The organism is Novosphingobium sp. (assembly GCF_030696665.1).
Classification (GTDB): Bacteria; Pseudomonadota; Alphaproteobacteria; order Sphingomonadales; family Sphingomonadaceae; genus Novosphingobium.
Window position 1 is genome coordinate 92,132 of the sequence record NZ_JAUYRV010000033.1, and the last position, 12,936, is coordinate 105,067.

A 12,936-nucleotide genomic window follows, 5' to 3' on the forward strand; every position below is an offset into this window, starting at 1 on the left:
GCTCGGTAACTCTGCCTAATCCAGTTCTGGGCCAAGATCGCCTATCGCATTGCAATCGGCATCATCGTGCGCGGCTGCCTGAAGGCGTCGCTCCTCGGCGCTGTGGCCGGGGTGCAGGCGGTCGGCGGCAATTCCTTCTGCCACAAGCATGCGCGCAATATCGCGGTAATAGGCGGCTATATCGGCGCAGGTGTTGGTGCCGCCGCCGGTGACCGACCAGACCACACGCCAGCGGCCTTCGTTCTTCAGGATGAATTCGCCACCGTCATATTCCTGCTGGGACGGTTCGACAGCGGCATAGGCGAAACGGGCGTTTCGCCCTTTTATCACGCGCAAGTCGTGGACAATGAAGCGGATTTTCGAACCCGGCGCAGGACGGATGGCATCGAGAATGGCCGTGCGTTCAGGCGATCCGACAGATGGCGTTGAGACCGGGGCCGGCTTTGGCGCGCTCATCGCAGGCGAAGCGGCCAGCAGCGCAGGGGCGAGAATGGCCGCAAGGCACGTTTGCACAGAAATACGCATGAATGAAGCCATTCTGGACTCGTGTGGCCGCCGCTGATTGAAGCGCGTACCCGAACTGTCTAGGCCACGTCCATGAACCTTGGCAAACATCACTGTCGAAGATTAATCGCGCTGCACGTTGCGGCGGTTGCGGCGTTGTGTGCCGCAGCGCCGGTGAGTGCCAATACGGGGCAAGACGATCCGGGGCAAGACGAGGCAGTAAAGTCTGACGCAACGCTGGTTGGCCATTACTACCTTTCCGGCGTGATGGAGACCGGGTCGGAACTGTTGCTGAAGGCCGATGGCCGGTTTGACTGGTACATCAGCTATGGCGCGGTGGATCAGGTGGCGAAGGGAAAATGGACTCGCTCGGGCGACAAGGTGAAGCTGGTCGCCGATCTACCCTCGGCAAGCGATCCGCTGTTTCGCGTGGACGAACGCGTGGCGTGGAACGAGGATGCTGAACGCCACTTGCGTGAGCAGGGTTTGGATCGGGCGCGACAGGCAGCAGCAGCGCTGTGTCCTTGGAATGTAGCTGCCACGATGTCTGCGCCGATGATCCTGTCCGATGATCGTCCGCCGCCCGGCGTTGCACAGGTCGCCGCCGCCCGGCAGGCGGTCGCTTCAGCAGAACCGGCGCGTGATGCGGCGAGCCGTGCGGCGGAAGTTGCTGTAGGTTCCAGCGCGGGCGAGGCGGAGCGCGAGGCTGCGCAGGCGGCCATGTCCGATTGGTACACAGCGCTGCAAGTGATGGAGGAGGCGCACCGGGAGGCCAATCTTGACGTGCCGGATATTGGCGCCCCGGTCACGCCGTCGCAATGCCAGCCCCCGCGCGAGGACAACTGGGCAGCGATTCCCGAGGCGCAATGGCAGCGCGGCATTGCCATCGTGGTGGGGGATCCCGCGCGCGAACTGCGGCTGTCGCGCGTCGGCGCGGTGTTTGTCTACAGCGATGGCCACCGTGAAACCACGCAGACAACCCGGGGCGGGTGGGCCTTTGCGCCCTTGCGGAACGGGGCGGCGGTTGAACAAGTGATGCTCAGCCTGCCAGAGCCAGTCAACCGGACACAGACGCTGCCGATTGCGCCGTTGACCGAGGGGATTCAAGCGATCCTTGTCGACACGCGCCAGCTTGAACAGCCGCCATTCGAGGTGATGAATTTGGACATTCGTGATGGCCAATTGATCCCCGACATGATGCCGCGCGGCCGCTATTCACGCCAGTGAGGGATAACGCCGCAATGCGCCATTTGCTTTCCTTTGCGCTCGTCATCGCGTCACCGGTATGGGCGCAGGAGGACGAAGACTTCGACCCTGCGTTGGTCAGTCTGACGGACGCGATCAACTGCCATATCGATGCGCCGACCTACAATGGCTTTGCGCTGAACGTGTCGGGCGAGGATGGTGTTGCTGCGCAACTTGGCTGGACCAAGGTTGAAAGCGATAACCCGTTCCTGCTGGAATATGAACTGCCTGAACCCATCGCGGTGACGGGGCACTGGGCCACGCGCCGGGTCGTGTTCTCATCAACCGCAGTGCTGGCCATCCTTGATGAGCCGGACCCGAACGTCGTCGCCATGCCTGAAGGCATCGTCAATGAAATGGACCCGCAGCCCTTGATCGATGAACTGGTCGCCACGGGCCGGACAACGCGCGAGGAGGTGGAAAGCGAAATCCGCTTTCGCAAATTCCTTGGCCAGCGTGTGTTGGCGGACGTGACCGAACCAGCCGAAACGCCCGATGGTTTTGGCACGCACACGGTGATCGCCCGATCGGTGTCCAACGTCACCAGCCATCCGGGCAAGACTCTGTATGGTTGCTCCTATCGCATCGAATTGCTCGATGCCGCCGGAAAGCCCATGTAGGGACTGGACCTCAGGTCTTTGGCTTTGTCGGCCCCAACAGGAACACCACATAACCCCGAAACATCGGATGGTGCGCCAGCATGGGCGGAGCCTGCCACGCGCCGCCTTCGACCAGCGCCACGCGGAACGGGATTGGGAAGCGCTCCATCCGGGCGAAGTACTGCTCATATCCGGGGATGGTGGTGCGGGCCTGATAGGTCTGGACGACCACTTCGTCGATGGTTTCGGCGAGGCCTGCCAGCGCCTGCGGATCGCCGTGCGCGCTCCAGTCCATCAGGCCTGTGATCGAAAGCTTCCACCGTCCGGGCAGGCGTTCGCGCAAACCCTGCAGAAAGCGGGCATAGCCTTCGATCCCGCGCGTCGCTGCGTCAAAATCCACCTGCAGGCCCGCCACCGCATTGCCTGCGTCTTCCCACCGCGCAAGGTCGGCAAGGATCGCGGCATAGGTCGCTTCGTTCCAGTCAAGCCGTTCGGCCCGCACCACCAGCCACACTGTCCGTCCGGGAAGTTTGGGAACGCCCATGCGCAGCCGTTCGAGCCGTGCCGCGCCTTCGCGACGCACTTCGCCATCAAGCAGGTAGACGGTCTTGGCCGCACTGCCTGCGGCAGGGCGCACGCCGGGCCAGACGTAGATTGCGTCATACTTTGCTGCCTGCACTGCCGGGGGTGTGGTCGGCTGCGGTTCAGCCTCGCACCCCGTCAGCAGCGAGAGCGCCAGCGCAACCGCTGCGCGCCGCTTCACCAGTAGTAGCGCAGGCTCTTGGCCCAGCGGCTGCCCGGATAGCGCTGCTTAAGTTCAGTGAACCACGCCTTGCGCGCGGCGACCGGCGCTTGTGCAGCGTCGACTTCTGCCATCGTCCACGCCGGGCCGCTGCACCCGTTGTAGCCCGAGGGCGCATAGCACATCACCGCGCGATAGAGCGCGTAGGCGCGCAGATCCGGCGCCGCTGCCCGGTCTGCAATGACCGCATCATAAAGCGCCGCGCGCGCCATTGTCTTGCCCGGGAAGCCATCCGGGCCATTGCCCAGCGCCATCTGGTTTCCATCGGGGGTGAACAGGGTGAAGCTGTCAAACCCGTTGAGCCGGTAGAAATCGCCAAGGCACAACCGCGCGCGGTGGTCGGCAGGTGCGCGGGCAAGGGTTGCGGCGGTCTCGGCAATTGCCGAGCAGGCAAAGCCATCGGACCAGCGCGCCTTGCGGAACAGCCCAACCGGAATAGCTTCTTGTTGGGCAATATTCCACAGGCCGGCATCGGTATTGGCACCGGCAGGCACCAGCGCTAGATCGCGTGTGAAATCGGCATAGGCCCCGCGCGTCAGATCTTTGTAAAGCAGCGCAAACCGCGCAACGTCCCGTTCGTGCGCCGGGCGCGCGGTGTTGGCGGCATCGGCGCGCAGGATGGCAGGTGTGGCGACTGTCTGCAGCAGAATCTCACGGATTGTCGGATCGGTGATTGGCGATCCGGGCGCGAAGATTTGCTCTATGCGCCGGTCTCGTTGCCAGCGCACGGCAAGGCCGAGTTCAGCCAACGGGCGTTGGTAGACCGGGCTGGCCCCGCCCAGCAATTCGCGCCAGAATCCTGCCTCGTTCGGATCGCGCAACTTGCCCAGCGCCATGCCGCGCAAGGTCTGCCGGCTGAACGCCAGCGGCGTGTAGTGTGGCTGCCGCGCCGCATCGGGCACCAGCGCCAACACCGCCTTGGCATCGCTTCCGGCATAGGTAATACGGCTCGCCTCAATCAGCCCGTAAAGCTCTGGATATGCGGAAAATTGCGCTTTCTGCGCGGCAAGGTCAGTGGCGGACAGGCCGATGGCATCATCGCCGGTGGGCCGCATCTGCTTGAAATCTGCGACAGCGAGCAGCAGCGGTGCCTTGCCATGCGCCGCAATCAGCGCGGCGGCGTCCTGCCGTTCGAGTAGCTTGTTGTCGATTTCCTCGGCGAGATTGGCCGCAGCCTCGCTTGAACCGGGTGTGCTTGCCAGCAGTGCTTCATAGCGCTGCACCAGTGCAGACATATCGCCGCGCAGCCATGCCACGCGGCGTTTCAAACCCTCTGCCGACGCCGCATAGCGCCCCTTGGGATAGGCTTTCAGGTAATCGTCAATCGCAGCGCTTGCAGATTCCAGCGACGGCTTGTCGATCTTTTCCGAACCTGCAAAATCGCCCCATTCATCGACTGCCGTTGCAATCGCCATGCGCAGCCCGATGCGGACGGGCATGTAGCGCGCGGTTTCTGCCACCCACGCTGATTTCGCGCGGGTGAGGGCATTGAAGCCTTGGGACGCCCCCGACCAATCATTCTTGTGAAAGGCATCGGCGGCCTTCAGATAGCCGAGATACTCGCGGCCGGCCTTGCTGCTGATGGCCGCGTCATCCCACGGTTCGTCGCTGCAGCCAGCCTTTGCACGCAGTTCGGACAAGACGGCGCGTTCGTTTGAGGATAGGCCCTGTTCGGCAGAGATCGCCTCCAAAAACGCAGGGCCACCGCTGGCTGCGGGTTCGCAGGTGGGGCCTTCATCGCTGCCCCCCTCGGATTGATCCGCCTGCGGCCAATAAGCTTCACGCATCCCGCCCCACGACATGAATGTTTGCCCGAACTGCCGGTCCCACCGATCGGGGCGTGCATTGGCGGGCGGGTCGCCCATCGGATGCAGGCTTTGCATCAATAGCAGCAGGTTGATCCGCGTATCGTTGCCGGGGCTGATCATCGCCCGCCCGGCGCAATCGTAGTCTGCTGCGGAAAGCTGCCAGCCCGGTGTGCAGGACGAATCCGCGCAAGCCCAAAGTGTGCCGCCGATACCAGCTGTAGACAGAACTATTGCCCCAGCACCCCCGAGGAGCGGGTGCCTGCGCAGCCATGCCGAAAGGTTGCGCCTCGTATGATTCCGTCGATTGCTGATCGTCATGGACCAAGCAATGCGCACTGTGCGACGCTCAAGCAATGACAATTGTCACCCGTCTGGATCAGTCTGCGATCCACAGGTTGTGACTGTCGATCAACATGCAGTTTATGGCGCGGTTGGCCTCGGCGCGGGCGAGGGCTTCCGTGCGGAATGCGGCGTGGGTCAGGCGTTCTGCCTGCAGCACATCGGCCAGATCGATTGCGCCCAACTGGTGCCCGCGCCGCGTTTTTGAAAGCGCCGCCATCTGCGCATTCAGCGCTTCGCGCGATTGCTGCCAAGCCTGCATGGCCGACTGCGCCCGCGTGACATCGCGCGAGGCCATTTCCTGCACATCGAGCCTCACGGCCGCCAGTTCTGCGGCGGCTGCCTGACCTTCGGATTCCGCCTGATCAGCCAATGCGCGGCGATGGCCTCCGCCGATGGGCATGGACAGCACCAGCCCCGCGCCGCGTTCGCGCCCGCCCTGTTCGCTGAACAGGCGCACGCCAAAGCTGGGGTCGGCAATCCGGTCCTTGCGCGCGCGGTCCGCCAAGGCGGCAAATCGCGCGCTTTGCGCATTGGCTGCGCCGATTTCATGGCTGCGTTCGATCACTTGCGCAGCCATCGCTTCAAAACTCTCAGCCGGAAGCTTAGGCTGCGGCGGTTCGGGAGCGTCATCAGGCAGCGGCAATCCAGGGAAGCGCGCCTTGATCCGTGCGAGCGCCAGATTGGCGCGGCCCCGCGATTGCGCCGCCAAAGTGCGGGCATCGCCCAGCGCGGCCCCAGTCTGGTCAGCCTCAAGCGGTGCCATGTCACGCAACTCTACGCGGCGGGCTATCGCTGCCAGCGTGGCTTCATAATTCACCACGCCCTGTGCATCCACGCGCGCCTCGGCGCTTGCACCCAGCCAGTCCCACCACAGATCATTGAGCAGCGTCGCCGCCTGATGCCGGGCGTCTTCGGCCATGTTCTGCGCTGCGGTCACGCCAAATTCGCCCGCTTTTCGGTCCAGTCCGGCTTTGCCGGGCAGGCGGATCGCGCGGGTAAGCGTGGCGTCATATTCGGGCACGTTGCCAAGGCCTTGCACCGACCGGCGCATGTGGGTGGCCTGAAAATTGAACTCATGGTTGCCTGAGCGCAGACCGCGCGCTTCGGCCCGTGCTGCATCGACGCGGGCTTCTGCTGCCTGCACAAGCGGGTGTGATGCGATGGCTTCATGCACTGCCGGTTCGGGGGGGAGGGCAGTTTGTGCCAACGCAGGAGAGGCCGCGCCGATCAGCAGCGCGAACAGGGAAACGCGGGCCTTCATGCGCCTTCTCCCGCTGAGTGGAGCCTGTCACCAGCGTCACGTTCCTGCGCGCTTTCGCCAAAGCGTTCGTACAGGATCGGCAGCAGGATCAGCGTCAGAAGCGTGGCGGTTACCAGTCCGCCAATGACGACGATGGCGAGCGGTTTCTGGATTTCCGACCCCGGCCCGCTGGCAAACAGCAGCGGCACAAGGCCAAAGGCGGCGATGCTGGCAGTCATCAGCACCGGGCGCAAACGCCGCGCCGCGCCGATCCGCACGGCATCATGCAGTGTCATGCCGTTCTGCCGCAACTGGCGGAAATAGCTTACCATTACGAGGCCGTTGAGCACCGCAATACCTAACAGCGCGATGAAGCCGACCGAGGCCGGGACCGAGAGATACTCACCCGAAACCGCCAGCGCGACCATCCCGCCTACCGCCGCAAACGGGATGTTGACGAGGATCAGCGCCGACGCCCGCACCGAGCGCAGCGTGAGATAGAGCACCACGAAGATCAGTAGCACCGCAATCGGCAGCACCACCATGAGCCGGGTGGAGGCGCGCTGCTGGTTTTCGAACTGCCCACCCCAGACGATGCGATAACCCTGCGGCAGCGGCACGTTGGCGCTGATGTCGGCCTTGGCCTCTTCCACATAGCCAACCAGGTCGCGGCCTGAGACGAACGCCTGCACCAGCGCAAAGCGCGATCCGTTCTCGTGCTCCAGCTTTACCGGGCCCTCCACGCGGTTGACCTGCGCCACGTCGCTGGCGCGCACCAGTTGCCCAGCAGGGCTGCGATAGACCTGATCGGCAAAGGCCTGCGGGTCCATACCTTCGCCACCATTGCCCCGGATCACCACCGGCACGCGGCGGACGCCATCGGCGACAACACCTGCGCGCACGCCTTCCACATTGGCGCGCATCATGTCCTGCAGCATGTCCACCGGCATCCCGGCCCGGCCCGCAGCCACTCGGTCAATATCGATTTGCAGATAATCCACGCTATCGTTGGCGACGGTTATCGCTTCGCTGGTGCCATCGATGGTCTCAAGCCGCTTCTGGATTTGCCCGGCGAGGCGTGAGAGTTCCTTGAGGTCCGGGCCGAACAGCTTGATCGCCAGATCGCCGCGCGCGCCGGTCAGCATTTCGGACACGCGCATTTCGATGGGCTGGGTGAAGCTCGGCTCGATCCCCGGCATTGCGTGCAGGGCAAGACGGATCTGCTCGACCAGCCAGTCCTTGTCCTGCACCCGCCATTGATCGCGCGGCTTGAGCCTTACGAAGCTGTCGGTTTCGTTCAGGCTCATCGGATCGAGGCCCAGTTCGTCGCTGCCGACGCGGGCGATGATGTCGGTGACTTCAGGAACCTTTTCCATGATCAGACGCTGCACGCGCAGATCACCCGCGACACTGCTTTCGATGTTGATGCTTGGCAGCTTGGCAAGCTGAACCAGCGTTGCGCCTTCATCCATTGTCGGCAGAAAGGTCTTGCCAGTCACGCTATAGGCAAGGCCCGCGAGAAGCAGCGATCCGCCCGCAATGAAGCCCACGGTCCGCCGATTGCCAAACGCCCATTCCAGCGCGCGGGCATGGGCAGGGGCGATCTTGCGCATAAGCCAGGGTTCGCCATGCGTATCCTGCTGGCGCAACACGAAAAAGGCGAGCGCGGGCACGAACGTGAGCGACAGCACGAGTGCCGATAGCAGCGCGAGCACAATGGTCAGCGCGACGGGCGAGAACAGCTTGCCTTCAAGCCCCTCCAGCGTCAGCAGCGGCAGGAACACCAAAGCGATGATCAGCAGGCCCGACGCGACCGGGACGGCAACTTCGGCCGTGGCCATGAACACCGCATGCAGTTTGCCGCTGGCACGGTGCTTTGGGTCGGACAGTCGTTCGACCACGTTTTCCACCACCACGACTGCGCCATCGACGAGAATGCCAACCGCAATGGCCAGCCCGCCAAGGCTCATCAGGTTCGCCGTCAGGCCAATGGAACGCATGAAGATAAACGTCAGCAGCGCCGCCATCGGCAGCGCCACCGCCACGATTACCGAAGCGCGCACATCCCCCAAGAACAGCAGCAGCAGCACGACCACGAGGATCGTCGCTTCGATCAGCGCCTTTTCAACGGTGCCCACGGCATTGCCGATAAGGTCAGACCGGTCATAGAAAATGTCCACGCTCATGCCCTTGGGCAGGCTGGGCTTCACTTCCTCAAGCCGCGCTTTTGTGCCCTCGACGACCTTGGAGGCATCGGCTCCACGGAGTGCGATGACCAGACCTTGCACCGCCTCACCAGTGCCGTTCTTGGTCACCGCGCCATAGCGGGTAAGACTGCCCATGCCGACGGTGGCGACATCGCCCACGCGCAGCACGGTGCCTTCCTGCGTGCGGACGACGACTGAGGACAGGTCTTCCAGCGAGGTGATGGCCCCCACCGCGCGCACGATCAGCGCTTCTTCGCCCTGCTTCAGGCGGCCTGCGCCGTCGTTGCGGTTGCTGCTCTCGATGGCGGTGCGCAGGTCTTCCACGGTCAGGCCAGCGCCAGCCAGCGCGGCATTGTCAGGCCGTACTTCGAATGTTTCGACAAAGCCACCGAGCGCGTTCACATCGGCGACGCCCGGCACGGTGCGCAGGGCAGGGCGCACGATCCAGTCCAGCACGCGACGCTTTTCAGCAAGGCTTTGCGGGCCTTCCAGCGTGAACATCACCATATCCGAAAGCGGCGTGGAGATCGGAGCCATGCCGCCATCGACCGTAGCGGGGAGATCGCCCGATACGTTCGCCAGCCGCTCTGCCACCTGGCTGCGCGCCCAATAGATGTCGGTGCCGTCCTTGAAATCGATGGTGATGTCGGCAATCGCATATTTGGCGACCGAGCGCAGATTGGCCTGATCGGGAATGCCGAGCATTTCCATCTCGATCGGCGTGATCACGCGGCTCTCGACCTCTTCGGGCGTCATGCCGGGGGCCTTGAGGATGATCTTTACCTGCGTGGAGCTGATGTCCGGGAAAGCATCGATCGGCAGGTTGATGAACGACCACGCGCCCCAAGCGGCCAGCACCAGCGCCAGCCCCAGCACGGCAACGCGAGTGGCCAGCGCTTTCTCTACAAGCTTGGAAAGCATCCTATTCGCCGCCCAACAGGACTTTGAGTTCAGCAAGCCCGCTTGTCGCCACGCGCTCACCCGCCTTCAGGCCGGAGGTCAGCGTCACTCGCTCACCCCCGCGCCCAGCCACAGTGACTTCGCGCTTGGCAAAGCCCTTGGGCGTGGCGACGAAAACCACGTCCTTGCCGCCGATCTGGATGACTGCCGAGGCCGGGACGCCAATGCCAGCCGCTGCCGCCCGGTTGCCCTTGAGCACCACCGAAACCGCCTTGCCGCTGACCAGCGCGGGCGATCCGTTGATCCGCGCCTTGGCCACCAGCGCGCGCGTTTCCTGATCGATGGAGCCGCCGACCGAAACGATCTGTCCTTCGACCGGCGCATCGCCGCTATCTTGCAGGGCAATCGCCATGCCGGGGCGCACGTCGCCTGCCAGCCGCTCGGGGATTTGCAGGTCAATCATGAAGTTCGACGTGTTCTCGATGACGAAAGGCGCGGTCAGCCCGTCCACCGGCCCGCCGGTCTGCACAGCCACGGCAGAGAGCTTGCCGGTAATCGGCGCGCGCAGCGTCACTTCGCCGCCCGCGCTCGCACCACTTTGCGAAAGAATGCGCCGGTTCTCGCTCACCGCTACTTCGGCTTCACGCAGCGTTGCCCGCGCTTCATCGGCCCGCGCGCCTGCGATGATGCCTTCCTTGGCCAGCTGGCCCGTCCGCGCTGCATTGGCCCGCGCCACAGCAAGCTGCGCCTCGCCCCGAGCGAGTGACGCGCCATATTGCACCGGCTCTATCGAACGCACGATGGCCAGCGGTTGTCCTTTGGTTACCGCCTGCCCGTTGACCACGAATAGCCGCAGCACCGTGCCACCAAATGGCGCAGTCACGGCCACGCGCGCTTCGGGGGGGAGGGTGATTACGCCCGGAACCATGCCCAGTTCCGCCGCACTCGACGCAGTGGCAGCTTCGGTGGTGATGCCCATGCGCTTGATCTGTTCGGACGTCAGTTCGCCGCCCGAAACTTCAGCCGCAGCCTCTTCGCTTGGCGGCGCATCCTTGCTGGCCCACCAGCCGAGTCCGCCGAGAAGAACAGCAGCAAAAGCCGCGCCGCCGATGATCGTGTTGCGTTCCATGCCATCGGTCATCGCAAGCGAAGCTGACACAAGCCTGACAATCTGTCAGGGTCGCGTCAGCTTTGTTTGCCATTGCAAAGCTGGAACTCTTGAGAAGCTTGCCCCAAATGCGCCTTTTGCTGGTTGAAGACGATGCCGAACTGGGCCGACGCTTGTCAGAGCGTCTCGGCTCGGCAGGCATGGCCGTCGACTGGGTGCAGACCGCCGAAGCCGCCCGCGATTGGCCCGATCTTGCCGAAACCGCCGCTGTCATCCTCGACCTGGGCCTGCCCGATGGCGATGGGCTGGACCTGCTGCGCCACTGGCGTGCGCTGGGCGAAGTGGTCCCCATCCTCATCCTCACCGCACGCGGCAACTGGCGTGACAAGGTAGAGGGCCTGAACAGCGGGGCCGACGATTTCCTCGTCAAACCCGTGCGTTTCGAGGAACTCCTTGCCCGCCTTCACGCGCTGTGGCGGCGGGGCAGGGGGCAAAGTCCCAGCACGATCACCGCAGGCGATCTCGCGCTCGATCCCGTGGCGCGCACGGCAACGCGCAGCGACCAGCCGCTCGATCTCAGCCGCAAGGAATTCGCGCTCCTCCACCTGTTCCTGCGTCGCCCCGGCCACGTGATCTCGCAAGATGCCATCCTCGAACAGCTCTACGCGCTTGAGGCAGAGCGCGACCGCAACGCCGTGGAAGCCCACGTCAGCCGCCTGCGCCGCAAGATCGGGCGAGACACGATCCGCACCGTGCGTGGCCTTGGCTACAGGCTGGAGGTCTAGTCCATGCGCCTCACATCCCTGCGCGGCCGCTTTCTCCTTTCGATCCTGCTTTGGGTCGCGCTCGGTATCGGCGCCATCTGGTATTCTTCGGTGCGCCTTTTCACGACCCACGTGGAAGATTCGTATCACGAGGAACTGGAAGTCCACGTCCGCGAACTTGGCGGGCTGACGGAACTTGATGCGCAGGGCCGCCCCCATTTGACACGCCCATTGTCAGACCCGCGCTATGCGCAGCCGCTTTCGGGCTTCTATTGGCAAATCAGCCGTCCGGGCTTTGGCGAACTCAAATCACCCTCGATGACGCGGGGCGCTCTCGACCATGATATTGCCCACTCGCCCAAGATCCTCCACCGCATCGCTAACGGCCCCACCGGCCCGACCATCGTCTATGGCTTTATCCGCGATGCCGAGAGTGGCCCGCCGGTCCACTTCGTTATCGCGACCGACGAGCGCCATCTGGAGCGTATCATCAGCGCCTTCACCCGCGAATTGACCGTCTGGCTCACGCTGCTGGCGCTGGCCTTGCTCGCCAGTGGCCTTGCCATCATTACGCTGGGTTTCCGTCCCTTCAACCGCCTCACCGCCGCCATCGATGCCCTTCGCAAGGGTGAGCAGCGGCGCATAGCCGGGCGCTACCCGGACGAAATTCAGGCCGTCGTCACCGATCTCAACGCCTACGTCGCCCGCAATGCCGAAATCGTGGATCGCGGGCGAGTTGAGGCCAGTTCGCTCGCCCACTCGCTGCGCACACCCCTCGCCGTGGTGACAGACGAAGCCGAGCGCTTGCAGGAAGCCGGGCAGTGCGATGCCGCGCGCGTGTTCCTCGATCAGTCGGGCCGGATGCAGCGTCAGATCGACTACCACCTGGCCCGTGTCCGCTCTGGCGGATCAAAGGCAGGTGTGCCCCCACGCGCGCGTCTGGACGAGGTGGTGCCGCCTCTGCTCGATGCCATGCACCGCTGCCACCCCGGCAAGACGTTCAGCGCGCGCTATCCTTCTGGCCTGAGCGTGCCGATGGATGCCGACGACCTCAGCGAAACCCTCTCCAACTTGCTCGACAACGCAGGCAAGTGGGCGCACGCCGAAATCCGCATCGAAGCACGCGAGGCCGACGGCACGCACAGCATCGCGGTGCAGGACGATGGCCCCGGTATTGCGCCCGAACAACGCGAAGCTGTCTTCGAAATCGGCCACAGCGGCGAGGGCGACCACGGCGGCTCCGGCCTCGGCCTCGCCATTTCCCGCGCCATTGCGCGCGATTATGGCGGCGACCTGACCCTTGCTCAATCGCCCAGAGGCGGCCTCAGCGCGGTCCTGACGCTCCCCTAAAAACAACATCCCGTTCGTGTCGAGCGAAGTCGAGACACCGCGCGCCATGTCTCGACTTCGCTCGACA

General features: G+C 64.1%; 10 protein-coding genes. 4 read left to right on the top strand and 6 right to left on the bottom strand.

Going from position 1 to position 12,936, the window contains the following annotated elements; genetic code table 11:
- Positions 1–15: 15 nt before the first annotated feature.
- Positions 16–525 carry a hypothetical protein gene (locus Q8R81_RS09115; protein ID WP_305617116.1) on the bottom strand — a complete coding sequence of 170 codons (510 nt, stop codon included), beginning with the start codon at positions 523–525 and terminating at the stop codon, positions 16–18.
- Positions 526–678: 153 nt separating this feature from the next.
- On the opposite strand from Q8R81_RS09115, the gene Q8R81_RS09120 reads away from it, so the two are divergent.
- Together Q8R81_RS09120 and Q8R81_RS09125 are read left to right on the top strand one after the other, a co-directional pair.
- Positions 679–1,731 (top strand): hypothetical protein, encoded by a 1,053-nt coding sequence (locus Q8R81_RS09120; protein WP_305617117.1) that lies wholly within the window; start codon positions 679–681, stop codon positions 1,729–1,731.
- Between the two features lie 14 nt (positions 1,732–1,745).
- Complete coding sequence (locus Q8R81_RS09125; RefSeq protein WP_305617118.1) at positions 1,746–2,369, top strand: hypothetical protein; 624 nt, start codon at positions 1,746–1,748, stop codon at positions 2,367–2,369.
- A gap of 10 nt (positions 2,370–2,379) precedes the next feature.
- Here the strand turns inward: Q8R81_RS09125 and Q8R81_RS09130 are convergent, their stop codons facing one another.
- From Q8R81_RS09130 to Q8R81_RS09150, 5 genes are all read right to left on the bottom strand, one after another.
- Complete coding sequence (locus Q8R81_RS09130; RefSeq protein ID WP_305617119.1) at positions 2,380–3,111, bottom strand: DUF3142 domain-containing protein; 732 nt, start codon at positions 3,109–3,111, stop codon at positions 2,380–2,382.
- Positions 3,108–5,078: a hypothetical protein gene (locus Q8R81_RS09135; protein ID WP_305617120.1), complete on the bottom strand. Its 1,971-nt coding sequence runs from the start codon at positions 5,076–5,078 to the stop codon at positions 3,108–3,110. The genes Q8R81_RS09130 and Q8R81_RS09135 overlap by 4 nt, the downstream gene beginning before the upstream one ends.
- Positions 5,079–5,334: 256 nt before the next feature.
- Positions 5,335–6,561: a TolC family protein gene (locus Q8R81_RS09140; RefSeq protein WP_305617121.1), complete on the bottom strand. Its 1,227-nt coding sequence runs from the start codon at positions 6,559–6,561 to the stop codon at positions 5,335–5,337.
- The gene (locus Q8R81_RS09145) at positions 6,558–9,668 is read right to left on the bottom strand and encodes an efflux RND transporter permease subunit (protein ID WP_305617122.1); all 3,111 of its coding nucleotides are present in this window, start codon (positions 9,666–9,668) and stop codon (positions 6,558–6,560) included. Before Q8R81_RS09145 ends, Q8R81_RS09140 begins: the two co-directional genes overlap by 4 nt.
- 1 nt (position 9,669) lies before the next feature.
- Complete coding sequence (locus Q8R81_RS09150; protein WP_305617123.1) at positions 9,670–10,806, bottom strand: efflux RND transporter periplasmic adaptor subunit; 1,137 nt, start codon at positions 10,804–10,806, stop codon at positions 9,670–9,672.
- Between the two features lie 77 nt (positions 10,807–10,883).
- On the opposite strand from Q8R81_RS09150, the gene Q8R81_RS09155 reads away from it, so the two are divergent.
- Together Q8R81_RS09155 and Q8R81_RS09160 are read left to right on the top strand one after the other, a co-directional pair.
- Positions 10,884–11,540 carry a response regulator transcription factor gene (locus tag Q8R81_RS09155; protein ID WP_305617124.1) on the top strand — a complete coding sequence of 219 codons (657 nt, stop codon included), beginning with the start codon at positions 10,884–10,886 and terminating at the stop codon, positions 11,538–11,540.
- Positions 11,541–11,543: 3 nt separating this feature from the next.
- Positions 11,544–12,869 carry a HAMP domain-containing sensor histidine kinase gene (locus tag Q8R81_RS09160; RefSeq protein ID WP_305617125.1) on the top strand — a complete coding sequence of 442 codons (1,326 nt, stop codon included), beginning with the start codon at positions 11,544–11,546 and terminating at the stop codon, positions 12,867–12,869.
- Positions 12,870–12,936 lie beyond the last annotated feature (67 nt).